A 21618-nucleotide genomic window follows, 5' to 3' on the forward strand; every position below is an offset into this window, starting at 1 on the left:
CGCCTTTGCCAAAAATAGTGTAAACTCAATAAGTTATTAAAAAGTCACATTGTTCTTCGAAACGGCTGTCGCCTGCGGCAGCCGCGCGATTTGCTTGAAACAAGACAATTTCCGAACAGGGGAACATGATGGCTGACTATTTCGGCACGAATCTCGGTGAAACCGTGCGCGGCGGGTCCGGGAATGATCGCGTCTTCGGTCTCGGGGGCGACGATTTTCTCATCGGCTGGGACAGTGTTTCGGGACCCGGGGGAACGGATTCCCTGTTCGGCGGGGATGGCAATGACACGCTGTATGTCGGCGACAGTCCTGGCGGGGTCTCGGATTTGACCCTGACCGGCGAGCTGTATGACGGCGGCGCCGGCCATGACGTTTTCCATTTCAACGTCGACAACTACACCGGCTCCGCATACTGGGACTGGTCGGCAATGGGGGTTCAGTTCGTCGCGGTCGAAGAGCTTCGCGTCGGCTTCAACGGCGGGAGCAATGCCACCAACCTGATCTCGATAGACCGGTCGGACTTCCACTTTGCCCGCGTGGATGGCGGCGGCTTCAATAACGCGCCCCAGAATCACAACATCACCGTGCAGATCCAGGTCGAAACCGCCTCCACCGACCTGTCCAGCGTGGAAATCGTCAATTTCCGCGGTCTTGAAGACAATTCCTTTCAGGTCAAGGGCCGCAGTCAGGATGACCTGATCAGGGGCCCCGGCGGCGAGGGCGCCCGGATCTATGGCGAGGGCGGCAACGATACGCTCATCGGCGGTCCCGGCCAGGACTACCTGTTCGGCGGCCCCGGTCACGACAGGCTGCACGGCGAAGCCGGCGACGACATCCTGCTCGGTGACGAGGGCGACGACATCGTCGAGGGGGGCCTCGGCGACGACACCATTTTCGCCGGCGCCGGCTTCGACTTGGCCTCCTACGCCTCGGCTCCCGGCGCGGTCGTCGTCGATCTCGCCATCACCAGCGGGGGCAGCACCTCCGGCGCCGCCGGCAGCGACCACCTGGGCAGCGACATCGAAGGCATCATCGGGTCGGCGTTCGACGACATGCTGTATGGCGACGAGAATGCCAATCGCCTCGAGGGCGGCGGCGGGTTCGATGTCTTCCGCGGCAGGGGCGGGAACGACACGTTCGATGGCGGTGCGGGCAACGACCTGGCCAATTACTCGCAGGCCACGGCGGCCGTCACGGTGGACCTTGATGCGGGCTCGGCCTCCGGCGGGGACGGCAACGACCTCCTGATCAGCATCGAACAGGCCGTCGGTACGAATTTCGACGACATTCTCTCGGGCAGCACGGGCGATGATTCCTTCTTTGGCCTGGACGGCAATGACACGATCGAGGGGCGGGGCGGCAATGACGTGATCTACGCCGGCAATGGTTTTAACGATGTCTTCGGCGGTGCCGGCAACGACTCGATCCAGGGCGGAGCCGACAGCGAAACCCTGCGCGGCAGCACCTCCACCGACGCAAGCGGAACCGTCGACCAGGATTCGATCGAAGCCGGCGGCGGCGCCGACGCGATCTACGGGTCCAACGGCAATGACACGCTGCGCGGCCAAGATGGCAATGACTTCATCCGCGGCCACCGTGGCAACGATGTCATCGACGGTGGCGCGGGCTCCGACACCGCCAGCTACAGATATGCCTCCGGCGGGGTCACGGTGAACCTGGCCACGGGTCTTGCCGGCGGGGCCGACGGGGCCGATACGCTGAGCGACATCGAGAACGTCAACGGCGGTGATCACAACGACACGCTGACCGGCAGCACCGGAAGCAACGAGCTGTACGGCCAGGATGGCAACGACGTGCTCTTTGCCTCTGACGATCCCAACGGCAACAACAGCACGGCGCCGGACACGATGGGCGGCGGCAACGGCGACGACCTGCTGTTCGGCTCCGCCGGCGGTGACAACCTGAGCGGCGGCGCCCACGACGACCACCTGAGCGGCAACCGGGGCGATGACACGATCGATGGCGGCACCGGCCGGGACATCGCCAGCTATGTCGCCGCCAACGGGGGCGTATCGGTTGACCTGATGACCAACAGTGCCTCGGGGGCAGACGGCAATGACACGCTGACCTCGATCGAGGATGTCTGGGGCAGCAACACCTATGACGACACCCTTTCGGGCAATGCCGAAGACAACCTGCTGCTTGGCAACGGCGGCAATGACCAGTTGTCGGGCCGCGGCGGGGATGACGAGCTCTACGGCGGCGGCGGGGACGACACCCTCGACGGCGGCACCGGCAATGACGCGCTGGATGGCGAAAGCGGCGACGACCGGTTCAATGTCACCCCGGTGGCAGGCGAGACCAAGACGGTCGAGGGCGGCGACGGCATCGACCTGCTGCGTGTGCTCGGCACCGACAGCTCGGCCGCGAGCTTCGCGCCGGGCACCAACAGCCTGATCCTCACCACCGGCGGCGCGACCATCACGGTCATGAATGACGTCGAATCGATCGAGTTCGATGACCGGACCCTGACCTACGCCGAGGCCATGGCGATGACCCCGGGGGCACGGGTCCACCAGTTCGCGCTTGACGGCGCCCAGGCCAATGCCGGCGCAGGCACCGGCAGCGCCGCCACCGGCACGGGCTACGGGATCTTCGATCCCGCGACCGGCGCGCTGACCTACAGCCTGACCGTCGACGGGCTGGACCTGGGCACGCTGCTGCCCGGCTTCCCGACCCGCGCCACCGCAGCGACCGGCGATGACGTGACCGCGGCCCATATCCACACCGGCGCCCGCGGCGCCAATGGCGGCGTCGCCTTCGGCTTCCTGAACGATGACGATCTGACGGCGACGCTGAACGCCGACGGGTCCTGGACGATGAGCGGTGTCTGGGAAAGCAGCGAAGGCATCGATCCCTTTGCCTCCGCCTTCGGCACCACCCCGCCGGGCACCGACCTCGACCTCTATTTCAACCTCCACACCACCAGCTTCGGCGGCGGCGAGATCCGCGGTCAGATCGTGTCCTCGGCCGACGTCAGCGCCAACAGCGTGACCGGCACCTCCGGCAATGACACCCTGCTGGGGCTGGGCGGCGACGACACCCTCGCCGGGGTCCTGGGCGACGACAGTCTCCGAGGCGGCGATGGCACGGACACCGCCGCCTTCGGAGTGGCCTCCTCGACGGTCACCGTGCAATCCGCCAGCCAGGGCCTGAGACTCACCTCGGCCGAGGGGGAGGATTTCGTCGGCGACGACATCGAGAGGCTGCAGTTCACCGACCGGACCCTGACCTATGCCGAGGCCATGGCGATGGCGACGCCCACCTTTACCGGTGACGACACCGCGAACCTGTTGACCGGCACCTCCGCGGCCGAGCTCTTCAACGCCGGTGGCGGCAACGACTGGATCAACTCCGGCGGCGGCAACGACACGGTGAACGGCGAGGGCGGCATCGACATGCTGAGCCTCTACAACCTGCCGGACACCCCCGGCCGGAGCAACACCGACTACCGGATGGACATCGACATGGCGGCCGGCACCGGGGTCAACCATGACGGCAGCGAGACGGTGACCTTCTCCGGGATCGAACGGCTCACGGCGACGATCTTCGCCGACCGCATTCGCGGCACCGACGGGAATGACGAAATCCGCGGGCTGGGCGATTACGACTGGATCATCGCCACCCCGGGCAGTGACACCATCGATGGTGGCACGGGACAGGACATGCTGTCTTTCGTCGAATTCACCTCGACCGCCGGCAACGTGATCGCTGACATCTTCTCCTCGAACGGCTTGCCGCCCTCGGGCACGCAGGCCTCCGGCCTGGTCGTCGACCTCGCCAATCCCGCCAACAACACTGGTCTGGCGGCGGGGCTCGACCTGACCTCGATCGAGCGGATCACCGGCTCGGGCCGGCAGGACGTGTTCTTCGGTGATGCCGGGCAGAACGACTTCCGCGGCCTCGGCGATTACGACTGGTTCGTCTCGTCCGAGGGCGGCCGCGAGCGCTATTTCGGCGGCGACGGCGTGGACACAGTGACCTATTACAACGCCTCAGCCGGGGTGGTGGCGAACCTCTCGAACGGCGCCCGGGTCAACGGCCAGGAGACCGGCTACGGCTCGGGCGGCGTGGCGGCACGCGATCTCTACTTCGAGATCGAGAACCTCGTGGGCTCGCGTTTCGATGACGAACTGCGCGGCTCTTCGGGACGCAACCAGCTCAACGGGCTCGAGGGCGACGACTTCCTCTTCGGCTACGCCGGAGTGGACTACCTCAAGGGCGGGCTCGGCGACGACGTGATCGACGGCGGCAGCGGCTCGGACTATGCGCTCTTCAACGGCAATTCGGGCGATTACACCCTGACCCGCGCGGGTGACAACGTGACCGTCACCGGCGCCGACGGCATCGACCGGTTGATCGACGTGGAATACTTCCGCTTCGAGGACATGACGGTGGATATCTGGAGTCTCTGAGGCCCAAGGAACCGGTTTTCCGGCGCGAGGCTGCACCAGCAGGCTGACACTCTCGCCTGCCGCGCGCGGTCCGAGGGTGCCTGCCTGTTGCAATCGGCCTGCTGCCGACCCTCCCCGTCGCGACGTCCGCCCCCCAGGGCTGCACCGGTTTGACGTCGTGCCAGGGTTGTGCCAGGAGCGCCGGTGAAGGCGCGCGCCCCGTGCCGCGAAACTCCGTAGAATCCGACTGGTTTTTTTTGGCAACGCTGGCCGGATTCCATAGGGTTAGTGACTTCCTTCTCAACCCGAGTTCTCTATTCTGCGGCAGGAACGCCACCGGCCAACGCGCCACGCGATCGAGCAGTTTGTTTGTGCTTTTTCCGCGCCATTCCACAGGACCCTACATATGCCCTTTTTTGATCAGGACAGCTCTTTCAAGAAAAATGCCGGCGAGGCCTGGAGCTATACCGAACCCTCGACCGGCGTGATGCGTTTCGAAGTGCGGCAGGACGATTACTACGACGACCCCGCCCTGCCCGCCGCCCAGGATGACCAGGCGCAGGGCAAGAACCGCTCCGAGGTGGGCTCGCTCAAGCACATGCAGTTCGGACGGGAATTCACCGTCGACTTCGATTTCCTGCTCGAGGCCGGCCCGTCCAATAGTGCGGAATTCCTGCTGCTGGCCCAGTTCCACCAGACCGAGGATGAAGACGCCGACGGCAATACGATCGATGCCGCCGCCAGCCCGCCGCTGGCGCTGCAACTGCGCGGCGACCGGCTCGAGATCGCCGGCCGCACCGATCCCAACGCGGTGACCACCGGCACCCCCGACAAGATCACCACCCCCGGCTATGACACGCCCACCACCAACACCATGTATCTCGACACCGATCCGATCCCCCGGGATACCTGGATCAACATCCGCTTCGAGGTGGTCTTCGACCACACCGGTGGCGGCGCGCTGAAAGTCTATCGCGACGGCGCGCTAATCGTCGATTACAGCGGCCCGCTGGGGTATAACGACGTGATCGGCCCTTACCTGCAGATGGGGGTCTACCGGGGCGACACCACCGGCCCGATCTCGGAGACCGCCGCCGCGCAGTTCCGCAACCTCGCCGTCACCGCCGATGGCACCCCGCCCGCGATGAACGGCACCGCCGGCGATGACGAGATCGTTGCCAACAAGATCGGCTTCTGGGAAGACGAGGTGCTCAACGGTCTGGCCGGCGACGACACGCTGGATGGCGGTTTCGGCGCCGACACGATGAACGGTGGCGCGGGCAACGACTTCTACGTCGTCAACGACGCCGGCGATGTGGTCAACGAACGCTCCGGCGGGGTCGACCAGGGCGGCACCGACCAAGTGCGCAGCTACGTGACCTACACGCTCAACGACGATCTCGAGAACCTGATCCTCTGGGACAGCGCCGATGTCGACGGCACCGGCAATGCCAAGAACAACGTCATCCAGGGCAACACCGGCAACAACGTGCTGCACGGGCTGGCCGGCGATGACAGCGTGCTGGGCGACCTCGGCGACGACGAGGTCTTCGGCGGCGCCGGCAACGACCAGGTCTATGGTTCCGGCGGCAATGACACCGTGCACGGCGACGCCGGCAATGACGAGGTCTATGGCGAGGATGGCGACGACAGCCTGACCGGCGGCGCCGGCAACGACACGCTCGAGGGCGGCGCCGGATCGGACACCATGCGTGGCGGCGAGGGCGACGATGACTACGTGGTGACCGAATTCACCGACGTCGTGATCGAGAACGCGAACGAGGGCCGCGACACGGTCCGCGTGGCCTTCAATTTCGACATCGGTGCGGGCGGTCACATCGAGGTGCTCAACACCATCGATCAGAACGCCGCCACCGCGATCAACCTCTATGCCTCTGACATGGACAACGAGGTGCGCGGCAATGACGGGGTCAACGGGCTCTACGGGCGCGGCGGCCATGATTTCATGCAGGGGTTCGGCGGCAATGACACGCTGGCCGGCGGCACCGGCGACGACACGATGTTCGGTGGCGCGGGCAACGACACCCTGCGCGGCGAAGCCGGGGCCGACAGCATGCAAGGCGAGGCCGGCAACGACAGCCTCGACGGCGGCGACGGCGACGACACGCTGTTCGGCGGCGACGGGCTCGACACCCTGCGCGGCGGCGACGGCGAGAACCAGCTTTACGGCGAGGATGGCGACGACAGCCTGATGGGCGAGGGCGGCGACGACACGCTCGAAGGCGGCGCGGGCAATGACACCATGCGCGGCGGCGACGGCAACGACAGCTATGTCGTGACCGAGACCGGCGATGTGGTGATCGAGGCCGCGGGCGAGGGCCGCGATACCGTGCGCGCCTCGGTCAGCTTCCAGGCCAGCGCCTCGGCCGAGATCGAGGTGCTCAACACCACCGATCAGGCCAGCACCGCAGCGATCGACCTCTTCGGCACCGACATCGACAATGAAATCCGCGGCAACGACGGCGCCAACACGCTGGTCGGGCGCGGCGGCAACGACAGCATGCAGGGCTTCGGCGGCAATGATGTCCTGTCCGGCGACGGCGGCAATGACACCATGTTCGGCGGCGACGGCAACGACACGCTGCAGGGTTACGGCGACAACGACAGCATGCAGGGCGAAGCCGGCGACGACCGTCTGGAGGGCGGCAGCGGCGATGACACCATGTTCGGCGGCACCGGCACCGACACCCTGCAGGGCGGCGCCGGCAATGACAGCATGGAAGGCGAAGACGGTTCCGACAGTCTGCTTGGCGGGACCGGCAACGACCTTCTGTTCGGCGGCGCCGGCAACGACACGCTCGCGGGCGAGGACGGCGCCGACACCTTGCAGGGCGGCGACGGCGAAGATCACATGCTGGGCGGCACCGGCAATGACACAATGTTCGGCGATGCCGGCAACGACAGCCTGTATGGCGAGGACGGGGCCGACAGCCTTCAAGGCCAGGCCGGCAACGATCTGGTCGCGGGCGGCCTGGGCAATGACACGCTGTTCGGCGGCGCCGGCAACGACACGCTCGAGGGCGGCGCCGATGCGGACAGCCTGCAGGGCGAAAGCGGCCACGACAGCCTGTCGGGCGAGGCCGGCAACGACACGCTGTTCGGCGGCACCGGCAATGACACGCTCGAGGGCGGCGCCGGCGACGACAGCCTGCAGGGCCAGAGCAACGACGACCTGATCCGCGGCGGCACTGGCAACGACATGCTCTATGGCGGGGCGGCCAATGACACGCTTCTGGGAGAGGCGGGCGCCGACAGCCTGCAGGGCGACAGCGGCGATGACAGCCTCTCCGGCGGCACCGAGAACGACACGCTGACCGGTGGCGACGGCAATGACACGCTCTCGGGCGGAGACCACAACGACAGCCTCTCCGGCGGCACCGGGACCGATTTCATCGACGCCGGCGACGGCAACGACATCGCCTATGGCGGCGAGGGCAACGACACGCTGCTGGGCGGCACCGGCAGCGACACGCTGCGCGGCGACGCCGGGGTCGATATCCTGGTCGGCGGTGATGGCAACGACCTGCTCTACACCGGCACCGGCGACGGCGGCCGGGTCGAAGGCGGCACCGGCAACGACGTCTATTACGTCGATGCCGCCGACACCGAGATCATCGAGACGGCGGGCCAGGGCAGTGACACGGTGCGGGCCAGCGTTTCGGTGCATCTCGACGCCGATGACGCGATCGAGGAGCTGCGCGTCCACAACCTCTCTTCGATAAACGATCTCGACCTGACCGGCTCGGACGATGCCCAGATCCTGCGCGGCAACGACGGCGACAACATCCTCGACGGCAAGGGCGGCAGCGACACGATGTTCGGCTACGGCGGGGATGACATCTATATCCTGCGCGATGCCAGCGACATCATCGACGAACGCAGCGGCAACGGGGATGACACGGTGCTGACCGTGGTCGACCTGCAGCTTTCCTCGGTGCAGGACATCGAAACCGTGATGGCCCTCGATGCCGGCGCGACCACCGGGCTGATGCTGGTCGGCAACGATATCTCCAACACCCTCATCGGCGATGCCGGCGACAACTTCCTCAACGGCAAGGGCGGCGATGACACCCTACTGGGCGGCGCGGGCAACGATACCATCCTCGGCGGCGCGGGCAGCGACACGGCGGTTTTCAACATCGCCAGCACCCAGGTGGGCATCGCCGTCGGCGCGAGCTCGGCCCTGCTGACCCTGGGCACCGGCACGCAATCGGTCTCGAGCGATGTGGAGAGCTTCCGCTTCACCGACCGCACGCTGACCTTTGCCGAGTTGAGCGCACTCAACGGCCAGGCCTTCACCGGCAGCGCCACGGCGATCCCCGGCACCGCCGGCCGCGACGCGCTGATCGGCGACGCCGGCAACAACACCCTGACCGGTCTCGGCGGCAATGACGGTCTCTTCGGCAGCAGCGGCGACGACAGCCTCGATGCCGGGGCGGGCGACGACACGCTGCGTGGCGGTGCCGGCAATGACACGCTGAGCGGCGGCGCCGGCAACGACACCGCCATCTTCGCCGGCGACAGCAGCAGCTACGGCGCCAGCCCGGCCTCGGGGGGCGCGATCACGCTCAACGGGCCGGACGGCGCCGACCTGGTCAACCCGGACGTGGAATTCCTCATGTTCGCCGATCAGATCCTGACCTTTGCCGAGGCCGCGGCCTTGGTCTCCGCGACGCCGGTGATCAATGGCACCGGCACCAATGTAGACGGCTCGGCCACGACCGAGATCATCAACGGCACCGCCAACAACAACTGGATCACGCCGGGCGGTGGTTCCGACACCATCGACGGCGGCGCCGGCAACGACATGGTCAGCTTCTTCGACCTCGCCGACACGCCGGGGCGGACCAATGTCGAATATCGCCTCGACATCGATCTGGGTGCCGGCACCGGGGTCAACCACGATGGCTCGGAACAGCTGCAGCTGAGCAACGTCGAACGCATCACCGGCACGATCTATGCCGACCGCATCAAGGGCGACGCCGGCGACAACGAACTGCGCGGCCTGGGCGATTACGACTGGTTCATCGCCACCGAAGGCAATGACACCATCGACGGTGGCACCGGTCAGGACATGCTGTCCTTTCTCGACTACCAGTCCTCGGCGGTGAACGTGGTGGCCGATATCTTCTCGTCGAACGGGCTGCCTCCGAGCGGGGCGCAGGCCTCGGGGCTGGTCGTCGACCTGGCCAACCCGGGCAACAACACCGGGCTGGCGGCGGGCCAGACCCTGACCTCGATCGAGCGGATCACCGGTTCCGGCCGGCAGGACGTGTTCTACGGCGATGCCGGCGAGAACGATTTCCGCGGCCTGGGCGATTACGACTGGTTCGTCTCCTCCGAGGGCGGCCGCGAGCGCTATTTCGGCGGCGACGGCATCGACACGGTGACCTATTACAACGCCAGCGCCGGGATCATTGCCAACCTGTCGAACGGCGCCCGCGTCAACGGCCAGGAGACCGGCTACGGTTCCGGCGGGGTGGCGGCGCGCGACCTCTACTTCGAGATCGAGAACCTGGTGGGCTCGCGTTTCGACGACGAGCTGCGCGGCTCCTCGGGGCGCAACCAGCTCAACGGGCTCGAGGGCGACGACTTCATCTTCGGCTACGGCGGGGTGGATTACCTCAAGGGCGGTCTCGGCAATGACGTGATCGACGGCGGCGGCGGCTCGGACTATGCGCTGTTTGACGGCAATGCAGGCGATTACACCCTGGCCCGCTCGGGCAACGAGGTGACCGTGACGGGCACCGATGGCACCGACCGGCTGATCGACGTGGAATACTTCCGCTTCGACGACGGCGATGTGGATATCTGGAGCCTCTGAGGCGGAGACGGGACGCCTTTCGATACAGCTGAAAAGGCCGGGCCGCGCGCCCGGCCGTCTGCATTAATTCCACCTGCCGCACTACCAGAAAACCCGTGACTCGATTCCAAGTCCATGCAAGCCTTCAGCCTTGGGGAGCCGTTTTTTTTTGGCACACCGTATTCGCATGACCCCCGCCTCGATTTCAAACGGAGATTTTACGATGGCAGTTTTTCTGACCACGACAGGCCCCGTTTCCCGGGCCGGCGGGACCGATGACGATTTCCTTTCCCGGGAAGACGCTCCCAGCGGAACCAGCGGCGACGGCCATGAGGGCTATGACCTGCTGACCAATAGCGAGGCGCTCAGGTTTGCCGATGTCATGGTCGTCCTGTGAGCCCGGCAGCCCTGCGCGCACTGCAGAGCCGCTCTTGCGGCCGGCGCCATGGCCCCCCGTCCTCTCGCCTCCCCCGCGAGTCCTGGGTCTCGCGCGCGCCCTTCCGGCGCTCCTGCTGGGGGCAGGGCTGACGGCCGGGACGGCCCAGGCCAGCCCGTCGCCGCCAGACCGCCCCGATTCCGTCTCAGGCCCCCTGCCGGAGCGGCCGATGGCGCGCGTGACCGGGCCGGTCGCCGTCCGGACAGCCCCCCATGCCGGGGCGCCCGTCCTGCTGCGCCTGCCGGCCGGCGCCGTGATCGAGGTGCTGCATCCCGGCGCACCGGGCGGCTGGAGCGAGATCCGCGGCCAGGCCGGGACGCGACAGTATCACGGCCATGTTCCTGCCGGGCGGATCGCCCCGGCCGCTACCACCACCCCGCTGCCAGAGGATCCGCAATAGGCCCACCGCTCCCCGCAAGAGGATAACGCCATGCCCGTCACAACCGTCACCAACGCCGGCCCCTCCGACAACCGGGTCGACATCATCATGATGGGAGATGGCTACACCCAAGCCCAGATCCCCGGCACCTATTACGACCATATCGACGACCTGCTGGCCTATCTGTTCTCGGGCGACCCCCTGACCGAACCGTTCAACCGCTATTCCAGCTTCTTCAATGTCCATGCCGTCGAGGTAGTCTCGAACGAGAGCGGCGCCGACATCCCGCCAGGGACCATGGTGGATACCGCGCTGAATTCCTCCTACTTCTTCGATGGCGTCACCGAGCGCCTGCTCTATCCCGATGACGCCCTGTCTGATGCGGCGCTGGCGGCGGGGCTGGCCGGCACCGGGATCGACCCCGAGATCCGCTTCGTTCTGGTCAACTCCGACAAATACGGCGGTGGCGGCGGCCATTACGCCGCCTTTGCGGCGGGCAATTCCGATGCGATGGAAGTGGCGGTGCACGAGCTGGGCCATTCCTTCGTCGACCTGGCCGACGAATATGGCGGCAGTGGCGCCGCCCCGGGCAGCGAGCCGTCGGAGGCCAATGTGACGCTCGATTCAACCGGCGCGAAATGGGCCCGCTGGCATGGCTACGACGACGGCATCCTCGGGCCCATCGGGGCCTTCGAGGGCGGTCTCTATACCGATACCGGCGTCTGGCGCCCGACCGACAGCTCGAAGATGCGCGACCTGAACCGCCCCTTCGACGCCATCGCGCGCGAGGCCTTCGTGCTGAAATTCTACGACTTGGTCGATCCGCTGGATGATTTCAGCCACGCAGGCGGCAGCCTCTCGGTCACCGATCCCGGCGCGCTCCTGCTGGCGCCGGTCGACCCGGCGCTCTTCAGCGTCGAATGGCGCCTGGCCGGCGTCACCCTGGGCGAGACCTCGGCCATTCTGGATTTCGACAGCCTGGTGCTGGCCACGGGCAGCTACACGGTCACCGCCATCATCTCTGACACCACCGACTGGGTGCGCCTCGACCGCAGCAGCCTCAGCCAGACGGTCACCTGGCAGGTGGAGATCACCGATACCCCGGGGCTCTTCACCACCGACGGCACGGTGGCGGGCGAGATGATCCGCGGCAGCGGCGGCAATGATTTCTTCACCCCCGGCGCGGGCAGCGACGTGGTGGATGGCGAGGGCGGGATCGATGCGGTCTCCTATGTCGATCTGGCGCAGGGGGTGACGGTCAACCTGCTGGCGCGGACCGCGGTCTCGGCCGGCGAGACCGATACGCTGCGATCGATCGAGAATGTCACCGGCTCGATCTTCGGCGACTTCATCCGCGGCGACGACGGTGCCAACCGCATCCGCGGCCTGGGAGATTACGACTGGCTGGTGGGCTCCGGCGGGGCCGATTACTTCGACGGCGGCACCGGGCGCGACATGATCTCCTATGTCTATGCCGGCAGCGGCGTCACGGTCGATCTCGGCGCCGGCCGCGGCACCGCCGGGCAGGCGGCGGGAGACCGCTATGTCAGCATCGAACGGGTGACCGGCTCGATCTACGACGACCTGTTCTCCGGCGCCTCCGGCGAAGAGGATTTCCGCGGCCTCGGGGGCTATGACTGGTTCGTCGGAAGCGCCGGCGGCAAGGACCGCTACGATGGCGGCTCGGGCAGGGACACGGTGGCCTACTCGGCCGCCTCCGCGGCGGTGGAGGCCTCGCTGCTGCTCGGGCGCGGCATCGGCGGCGATGCGGCCCGCGATCTCTATACCTCGATCGAAAACCTCACCGGCTCGTCGTTTGACGATGCGCTGACCGGCGACAACGGCCGCAACGTGCTGCGCGGGCTTTACGGCGAGGACACGCTGCTCGGCAATGGCGGGGTGGATTACCTGACCGGCGGCGGCAACGACGACGTGCTCGACGGCGGCTCGGGCTGGGACGTGGCGGTCTTCGAGCGCAGCCGCGGCGATTACGACATCACCACCGCGGGCGCGGTCACCACCGTCAGCGCGCGCTACGGCGGCGAAGGCACCGATACACTGAACAACATCGAAGCGCTGCAATTCGCCGACGAGATGGTGTTTCTCTGACAGCCCCCCGCCTGCCACCACCCTGCGGCACGGCGGCCAGCCGCCGGAGGGGGCGCGAACCGATGAGTTGAAGGGCCGTCCCTGTTGACCGCTCCCCACCGGCAGTGTCTTCTGCCGGAGACGTTTTCGTTCTCCATTTCAGGATTCAGCCCCTATTTCAGGAAAGGTATTTCCATGGCCGATGACTATCCTGCCAATTCCACGACCACCGCCACCGTCCAGGTCAACGGCTCCCGGTCGGCGCGCATCGACAACGGCGTGACCGGCGATCAGGACTGGTTCCGGGTGACGCTGACCGCGGGCACCAAATACCGGATCGACGCCGAGGGCGCCTCGCTGGGCGCCAACACCCATATCGCGGGCATCTATGATGCCGCCGGCACGCTGATTTCGGGCACCACCAATTACAACGGCGGCATCGGGCAGGATGCGCGGGTCTGGTTCGTGGCGCCCACCAGCGGCGAATACTTCATCTCGGCCGGGGGCAACCCGGGGCAGACCACCACTTCGAACAAGCACTACAATCTCTGGGTGCGTGACGACTGGGATGTCGGTCCGGGGGACATCTCGACCCCCTTCACCCTGACCCCCGGCGGCGGACCGCTTGTCGCGACCATCGACGAGAGCATCGATACCGACTGGTACGCCATCACCCTCGCCGCGGGCGAGCAGGTGGGCTTCATCGCCACCGGGGGCACCAGCACCTATTATGCCGGCGGCACCTTCAACACCGACGTGCAGATCGGCGGCATCTATGACGACAGCGGCACCGCCATCGCCGGCACCATGGTCAGCAACCCGGGCCGCACCCAGGAGCAGCTCTTCTTCACCGCCCCCACCGCCGGCACCTATTACGTGGAAATCGCCGGTGAGGGCACCGCCAGCGAAGGCAGGTATACCATCGAGGCCCGCAGCGACGATCTCGCGGGCGGCATCGAGACTACCGGCATCGTGGTCGGGGACGATGATTACGCCAGCCGCACGGGCGTGATCTTTGCCGGCGACGAGGACTGGATCGTCACCCCGCTCAAGGCCGGCGAGACCTATGAGATCTCCGTCACCGGGCGCAGCGTTTCCGGCACCCTGCCGCTGGGCGATCCGAAGCTGGCCGGGCTCTATGACCCGGCCGGCACGCTGATCGCCGGCACCACCGCGAGCGGCAGCGGCCCCACTGCCACGCTGGTCTACACGCCCACCGCCGACGGCAGCTATTTCGCCGCCATCACCGGAGAGACCGACTCCGACAGCGGCGGCTACCGGCTGGTCGTGCACCGTGACGAGGCCAGCGCGGACATCACCACCACTGCGGACGCGCTGGTCATCACCGGCGCATATTCCAACGGGACGCGGCTGCATGCCGGCGATACCGACTGGCTGCCGGTGACACTGCAGGCCGGCAAGACCTATGAATTCGACTTTCGCGGTGAAGGCGGCTTCGATGCCAAGATCGCCGGGCTTCACGACCCTGCCGGTGCATTGATTGCAGGCACCGAAGCCAGCGCGGGACCGATCTCCTTCTCCGCCACGGCAGACGGCACCTATTTCCTGGCGATGGCGGCCGAAGACGGCGTCATGGCCGGCAATGTCCAGATCAAGGTGACCGTCGACGATTACACCGCCGACATCACCACCACCGGCCGGGTCGACGTGAACGGCATCACCACCGGTGAACTGGAAGCCCCTGGCGATCACGACTGGATCGGCGTCGATCTGACCGCTGGTGAAACCTACCGGATCGAGTACCGCGGCCTCAACACCGGCGAAGGCACGCTCTATGATCCCGACCCTGGCGGTATCTACGATTCCGCAGGCGCCTTCATTTCCGGCTCGGCCGGTGATGTCGGCGGGGCGGTCTACGACGTGCTGAGCTACTTCACCGCACCGGCCACCGACCGCTATTACCTCAGCATATTCAGCGATGGCTCGGGCCCCAGCGGCGCGAACCTCGGCAGCTATACGGTCGAAGTCACCTCGCTGGCGGATGATTTCGCCGGTGACACCAGCACCACCGGCACCCTGGCGGTAGGCGGCACCAGCACGGGCAACCTGTCGACCGGCGACGATACCGACTGGTTCGCCGTCACGCTGGAGGCCGGGGAAAGCTATCGCGCCAGGCTCGAGGGCAGCGGCTCTTCGCCCTTGAGGTACGAGGCGATCTCGGTCTTCGACGACAGCGGCAGCTCGCTAGGCGTCCAGGGCCATGGAACCTACGGCGGCGCCGCCCAGGTGACCTTTACCGCCCAGCAGGCAGGCACCTATTTCATCGAGGCGGCATCGCCCTATTCGGGTTTCAGCTATTCCGGCGATTACACCCTCAGCCTGACCCAGCTCGTCACCATGACGGGCGGCGACGGGGCCGACTGGATCACCCTGCCCGCCACCGGCGGTCTGGGGCTGGCGGCGATCATCGGCGGCACCGGGGTCGACATGGTCTCCTTCTCGGGGCTCGACACCGGCGTCACGGTCAACCTGCACAGCGACCTGGTGCAGGCCGGCGGCAGCGCCCCCTTTGCCATCGTCATGAGCTCGATCGAGAATGTCACCGGCACCAGCCATGACGATGTCTTCTACGGCTCCGACCGTTCCGAGAAGGTCCGCGGCCTGGGCGGGCGCGACCTGTTTCACGGCTCCGACGGCGAGCGTGACACCATCGACGGCGGCAGCAGCACCGACACGATCAGCTATATCAACTCCTCCGAGGGGGTGTCCGTCTCGCTGCTGCGCGGGCGCGGCTGGGGGGGCGATGCCGATGGCGACCGGATCACCGACGTTGAGAACATCATCGGCTCGCGCCATGACGACATGATCTGGGGCGACGCGCTGGCCAACCGGCTGGAAGGCCAGCATGGCGACGACACCATCGTGGGCGGCGGCGGCGACGATTACATCTCGGCGGGGCTGGGCACCGACGTGATCGTGTTTTCCGGCAACCGCGCCGACTACGATGTGGTGCACAGCGGCATCCGCACCGAGGTGACCCATCTCAACGGCGGCTACGACGGCTTCGACGTGATCGGCCACGCCGAGGTGCTGCGCTTCGCCGATGGCGACATGACCCTGTAGCCCTAAAGTATCCCATACCCAACAGAAGGCCAGAGACATACACCATGATCGTACCCCACCCGTGGGCCACACCGTTCTGAGGCTCGGCGACGGGCCGAACATCCGGGAGGTCCAGCAGGGCATGGCGGGCGGCGATGAATTCTACGGCCTCTTTGCCCGCACCAACCGCGGCGCCGACGGCAGCCCAGCCTACGATGGCGCACACAACATGCATTTCCAGGGCGGCGCCGGTTCGGACACCGCGGACTTCTCGGGCCGGCTCGATCCGGTGGTCTTCGATCTCGAACGGGGCTACGCGCTTTTGGGCTATCGCACCAACCTGATCTCGATTGAGAACGCCATCGGGTCTGCGCAGGACGACCGCTAACCGGCAGTGCCGCCGCCAACCGCTTCGAGGGCCGCGGCGGCGGCGATGTCTTCGTCGGCTCCTGGGGCGGGCGCGATGTCTATGACGGCGGTGCGGGCACCGACGAGCTGATCTACGTTCACGACAGGGGCGGGGTCAACGTTTCGCTTTTCGCAGGCAGGGGCTGGACCGGTCAGGCGGCGGATGACGTGCTCATCGATATCGAGAGCCTGATCGGCTCGGTCGCGGACGACATCCTGACCGGCAGCGGCGCGGCCAGCGACCGCAGGCAGGATGTGGCGGTGTTTTCCTATGATCGGGCGCTCTATGACATCACCACCGATGCCGGCAGCACCACCACCGTGGCCTATACCGGCCCCGGCGCGGGCGATGGCACCGACACGCTGACCGAAATCGAGGTGCTGCGCTTTACCGAACCGATGGCGATCTCTTCCTCTGAGCCGGCCGCGGGGGCAGGTGCCGCTCAATCAGGATCGCCCTCCTCCGACGGCAACGCATTCCAGCATCCTCTCCCGGTCCTGGCGCCCGGGAGAAACGCTCGGATAGACGGTACACTCCGCGTCAGAACCAGCGGCCGGTGACGGTGATGAGACAGGTGATGTCCCGGGCCCCCGCATCCGACTGGATGCGCGTCAGCCGATAGGTGGCGGAGGTCGGTCCGCAGGACTCCAGGATCGCCCCGAGATCATGATCGGTCGAAGCAGGCCGCAGCACTTGAAGCGAAATTGCGGGAAGACTGCCTGCCGCAAACCCCGCCGCATAGGTGACGGTGATATCTGCCCCGTTGGTAAAGACCCCGCCGCTGGCGGTCGCAATGGCCGTGTTGATGAGCTGTCTGTGGGTGCAGATCTGCGTGCCATCGGCAAAGCGCACATAGGCGCCATCGGCAGTGCTGCCGCGCTCGATCGCCGCGCCGGTGGGCACACCGCCGGACTGCGCGACCGTCCCGAGCAGATTGCCCGGTCCATAGACGTAATCCGCCCGCGCCACCCGACCCGCCGTGACATCCGTCGCACTGGCCTGCACGGCCGTCCCCTCCAGCGGGACATCAAGTTCCAGGCGCGCCCCGCTCAACCGGGCGCGCACCGTGCCGTCAGGCGCCAGCGTGGTCTCGCCCGTGGCCGGTTCCATCCGGAGCGCGTCGTGCCAGGCGCTGCCATCGGCGCTGATCTTGACCGAAAAGCCGGTATCGCCCGCCAGCCCCATCTCGGCATGGCCGGTCCAGCCCGACTGGAACAGCAGGCTCGCCGTGTCCGGCGCGGCGGCCTTGTTGATCTTGATCTGGTGGCCGCCGCTGCCGGCGTGGCTGAACAGGCTGGCCTGGGCCGCGACCGAAAGCCGGTTGATCCCGTCCCAGCCGGCACCGATCCCGACGCCGTCGAGATCGCTCAGCTCTGGCAGCTCGGGCTGCCAGTCGCTGCCGTCAAACAGCAGGGCGCGCCCGGCGCCCAGGTCATGGGCGCGCCAGCCCGCCTCCGGGTCGAGGAAACTCCAGGCGGTGCCGTCAAACACCGCCAGCCGTCCGGCCTCACCGGCCCAAGCGCCCTGCGGCGCCGGACCGAGCGCATAGATCTCTCCCGCCACAGGGCTGGCAGGCGGGGTCTCCGCCGCCACCGCCTGAAGGCTGAGCTGCACCAGCGTGTCCAGCCGCTGCAGCGCCTAGTTGTGCGTGACATGCTTCTGGGCCTGCGAGGGCAGAAGATAGGGCAATGCCAGCCGGGGCGAGGTATCGGGAGGTGAGGGCATCGGGGAGATCCTGCGCTGTTCGTAGGTCGCCCCTTATCGCCGCCCGGGGTTTAAGACCGCCAAATCGACCGCACGGCCCCGCGCCCGTCAGGCAACACCCCCCGGCGCGCCTGTCTTCCCCGCCCCGGGAGACCGCCCGCCGGCTTGACACCCCCGGACCGCTGGCCGATGTCAGCCGCACCCGACGAGGACTGCACACCATGATCCGACCCGCGCCACAGGCCAGCCCCCTTCCCCCGGAAGAACCGCCAGAAGTCTGCATCCTGATGGCGGTCTACAACGGCGCTGCGCATCTCGACGAACAACTCGACAGCTTTGCAGCGCAGAGCCATCCGGCCTGGTCCCTGATCGCCTCGGACGACGGCTCGCGCGATGACAGCATGGCCCGGATCGCCGAGTTCGCCGCCCGTCACCCGGGGCGCAGCATCCGCTGCCGGCCGGGGCCACGGCGCGGCTTCGTGCGCAACTTCCTGAGCCTGCTGGAGGATGTGCCCGAGGGGGTGCCCTATGCCGCCTTTTCCGATCAGGACGATGTCTGGTTCCCCGACAAGCTGGCCCGGGCGACAGCCGCCCTCTCAGCGGTGCCGGCGGACCGGCCGGCGGTCTATTGCGCCGCCACTTTCGTCTGCCAGACCGACCTGCGCCCGCTCGGCCCCTCCTCGCGGCTTCCGCGCCCGCCCGATTTCCGCAATGCGCTCGTGCAATCCATCGGCGGCGGCCACACCATGGTGCTGAACCGCGCCGCCATCGCGCTAGCCGCGGGGGCGGCACGGCGCGCCCCCGATCCCGTGGTGCATGACTGGTGGCTCTATCAACTGATCACCGGCTGCGGCGGTGTCATCCTGCGGGATCCCGACCCGGTGCTGCATTACCGCCAGCACGGCGCCAATCTGATCGGCGCCAATATCACCGGCCGCGCGCGCCTGAGCCGCATCCTGGCGCTGGTGAGCGGACGGTTTCGCCGCTGGAATCACATCAACCTGGCCGCGCTTGCCCCGATTGAAAGGGACTTCACTCCGGAGGCGCGGCACACGCTTGCCCATTTCCGGGCCGCCCGGCAGGGGCGGGTCTGGCACCGGCTGCGTCACCTGCGGGCCTCTGGCGTCTATCGCCAGAGCCGCATCGGGTCCACGGCGCTCTATCTCGCCTGCCTGCTGGGGCGGCTCTGAAAGCCGCCGGCCTCAGCCAGGGGCGCCGACCTCGGCGATGACCCCGGCGATATCGTCCACCACGCGGGTCAGCAGGCCCTCGTCCTCGCTCTCGCCCATCACCCGGATCAGCGGCTCGGTGCCCGATTTGCGGATCAGCAGCCGGCCGCTGTCCGCCAGCCGCGCCTCGCCCTCGGCGATTGCGTCCTGCACCCGCTGGATGCCCAACGGATTGGCCCCGACCTCGAAGCGCACGTTCTTGAGCAGCTGCGGCACCGGCTCGAAGCAGCGGATCATCTCGCTGGCCGGGGTGCCGCTCTGCTTGAGACGCGACAGGAACTGCAGCCCGGCCACCAGCCCGTCACCGGTGGTGGCATAATCGGTCATCACGATGTGGCCCGATTGCTCGCCGCCCAGGTTGTAGCCGCCCTGGCGCATCGCCTCGACGACATATCTGTCGCCCACCGGGGTGCGTTTGAGCGTGATCCCCTGGCCCTGCAGGAAGCGCTCCAGCCCGAGGTTCGACATCACCGTCGCCACCAGCACGTTCTTCGCCAACCGCCCGGTCCCGGCCCAGTCAGAGGCCAACAGCCCCATGATCTGATCGCCGTCAGCCACCGCGCCGGTTTCATCGAGGATGACGATCCGGTCGGCATCCCCGTCCAGGCACAGCGCGACGTCGGCCTTGTGTTCCCGCACCGCCCGGGCCGCGGCTTCGGGATGGGTCGACCCGCATTCGGCGTTGATGTTGTAGCCGTTCGGCCCGACACCGATCGGGATGACCTCGGCGCCCAGTTCCCACAGGACATCGGGCGCGGCCTTGTAGGCGGCGCCGTTGGCGCAGTCGAGCACCACCTTCAGCCCGTCGAGCCGGACCCGGTTGGGCACCGTCGTCTTGGCATATTCCACGTAGCGTGCGGCCGCATCGTTGAGCCGGGTCACCCGGCCCATGTCATCGGCATCGACCGGCTCCAAGTCACTCTCCATCAGGGCTTCGATCTCGGCCTCGGCGGCATCCGACAGCTTGTAGCCGTCAGGCCCGAAGAACTTGATGCCGTTGTCGTGATGCGGATTGTGGCTGGCCGAGATCATCACGCCGATGTCGGCGCGCATCGAATGGGTCAACCGCCCCACCGCGGGGGTCGGCACCGGGCCAAGCGCGAAGACATCCATGCCGGCGGCGGTGAAGCCCGCGGTCAGCGCGTTTTCCAGCATGTAGCACGAACGCCGCGTATCCTTGCCAATCACCACCCGGTGGCGTTTCTGGTCGACGTTGAAGTAACGCCCCACCGCCGCCGCCAGCAGCACCGTGTTGGCCGCCGTCAGCGGCGCCACATTGGCACGCCCCCGCACACCGTCAGTGCCGAAAATCCTGCGTGTCATAACCCGTTCCCGTTCTGTCGGACCGGGCAGCAGATGCCTCCCGGTCCCTATGTGTCATCCTGTTGGCGCGCGACCCGGCCCGGCGTCCCTATTCGGGAACCACCATCACGTCATTGTACATCATCGACTGCAGCGCCAGATAGCGGAACTTCCACGGGTGCTTGAGGCAGAACTCGTTGACCGCCCGCGCCACGCCGCAATGATACATGCTGCTCGCCGACCAGACGGTATAGTCATTGAAGATGATCACGCCGCCGGGCTTCATCTTCGGCAGGACCGCCTCGATGTCCCGCAGCACGCCTTCATACTCGTGATCGCCATCGACATAGACCATGTCGAAATAGCCGTCCGGCAGTTTCGAGATATTGGCCGAACTGTCGCCGACATGGGTCTTCAGGCGGCTGTTTTCCGCCGCCAGCTCGGCCCGCACCTTCGGGTTGACCAGCCGCGAGATGTCGATGTCGAACAGGTGCAGCCGCTCGGGCTTGCAGCGGGTGAGAATCTCGAGTGAGAAGTCTCCCCGGTCGACGCCGATCTCCGCCATCACGCCGCCCTGCGCCACCTTGTCGAGCAGCGCGTAGCGGTTGGCCAAGACCTCGCAGCCCTCCAGCTTGGACGCCGGCAGTTCCGGAGCCGGGTTGTGATAACGTCCCTTGGCCTGCTTGAACTCCCGCAGGGCCTGGGCAAAGGCGCGGCGTTTCTGCTCGACCTGTTCGAAGGTAATCTTGGGCTTGACCATGTGGTTCCT

At 67.0% G+C, this 21618-nt stretch carries 12 protein-coding genes; 9 read left to right on the forward strand and 3 right to left on the reverse strand.

The features are described 5' to 3' along the window. Nucleotides 1–128 precede the first annotated feature (128 nt). The 8 genes from ACN0SE_RS16315 to ACN0SE_RS16350 all read left to right on the forward strand — a co-directional run bounded on the left by ACN0SE_RS16315 (nt 129) and on the right by ACN0SE_RS16350 (nt 17174). A complete protein-coding gene (locus ACN0SE_RS16315; RefSeq protein ID WP_417525599.1) occupies nt 129–4436 on the forward strand; it encodes a CHRD domain-containing protein in 4308 nt (1435 codons plus the stop codon). 385 nt (nt 4437–4821) lie between these two features. Further along, nucleotides 4822–10260 (forward strand): heparin lyase I family protein, encoded by a 5439-nt coding sequence (locus ACN0SE_RS16320; RefSeq protein WP_417525600.1) that lies wholly within the window; start codon nt 4822–4824, stop codon nt 10258–10260. Between the two features lie 202 nt (nt 10261–10462). After that, nucleotides 10463–10636 (forward strand): hypothetical protein, encoded by a 174-nt coding sequence (locus ACN0SE_RS16325; RefSeq protein ID WP_417525601.1) that lies wholly within the window; start codon nt 10463–10465, stop codon nt 10634–10636. Between the two features lie 217 nt (nt 10637–10853). Further along, nucleotides 10854–11075 (forward strand): hypothetical protein, encoded by a 222-nt coding sequence (locus ACN0SE_RS16330; RefSeq protein WP_417525602.1) that lies wholly within the window; start codon nt 10854–10856, stop codon nt 11073–11075. A 30-nt stretch (nt 11076–11105) separates the two neighbouring features. Beyond that, on the forward strand, nt 11106–13163 hold the full coding sequence (locus ACN0SE_RS16335; protein ID WP_417525603.1) for a M64 family metallopeptidase: 2058 nt from the start codon (nt 11106–11108) through the stop codon (nt 13161–13163). Between the two features lie 174 nt (nt 13164–13337). Then, nucleotides 13338–16226 (forward strand): pre-peptidase C-terminal domain-containing protein, encoded by a 2889-nt coding sequence (locus tag ACN0SE_RS16340; RefSeq protein ID WP_417525604.1) that lies wholly within the window; start codon nt 13338–13340, stop codon nt 16224–16226. A gap of 61 nt (nt 16227–16287) precedes the next feature. Then, a complete protein-coding gene (locus ACN0SE_RS16345) occupies nt 16288–16593 on the forward strand; it encodes a hypothetical protein (protein ID WP_417525605.1) in 306 nt (101 codons plus the stop codon). Nucleotides 16594–16781: 188 nt separating this feature from the next. After that, nucleotides 16782–17174, forward strand: coding sequence for a hypothetical protein (locus ACN0SE_RS16350; protein ID WP_417525606.1), 393 nt, complete (start codon nt 16782–16784; stop codon nt 17172–17174). Here the strand turns inward: ACN0SE_RS16350 and ACN0SE_RS16355 are convergent. Next, nucleotides 17155–18249, reverse strand: coding sequence for a DUF2793 domain-containing protein (locus tag ACN0SE_RS16355; protein ID WP_417525633.1), 1095 nt, complete (start codon nt 18247–18249; stop codon nt 17155–17157). The genes ACN0SE_RS16350 and ACN0SE_RS16355 overlap by 20 nt on opposite strands. A 290-nt stretch (nt 18250–18539) precedes the next feature. Here ACN0SE_RS16355 and ACN0SE_RS16360 point away from each other — a divergent pair, with 290 nt between their 5' ends. Next, nucleotides 18540–19508, forward strand: a complete 969-nt coding sequence (locus ACN0SE_RS16360) for a glycosyltransferase (protein WP_417525607.1) — start codon at nt 18540–18542, stop codon at nt 19506–19508. A 12-nt stretch (nt 19509–19520) separates the two neighbouring features. On the opposite strand, the gene glmM is transcribed toward ACN0SE_RS16360, so the two are convergent. Next, nucleotides 19521–20870: a phosphoglucosamine mutase gene (gene glmM, locus ACN0SE_RS16365; protein WP_417525608.1), complete on the reverse strand. Its 1350-nt coding sequence runs from the start codon at nt 20868–20870 to the stop codon at nt 19521–19523. A gap of 88 nt (nt 20871–20958) precedes the next feature. Continuing rightward, nucleotides 20959–21609, reverse strand: coding sequence for a class I SAM-dependent methyltransferase (locus ACN0SE_RS16370; protein WP_417525609.1), 651 nt, complete (start codon nt 21607–21609; stop codon nt 20959–20961). Between the last annotated feature and the right edge of the window lie 9 nt (nt 21610–21618).

Source organism: Marinovum sp., from assembly GCF_048263515.1.
Taxonomy (GTDB): Bacteria; Pseudomonadota; Alphaproteobacteria; order Rhodobacterales; family Rhodobacteraceae; genus Marinovum.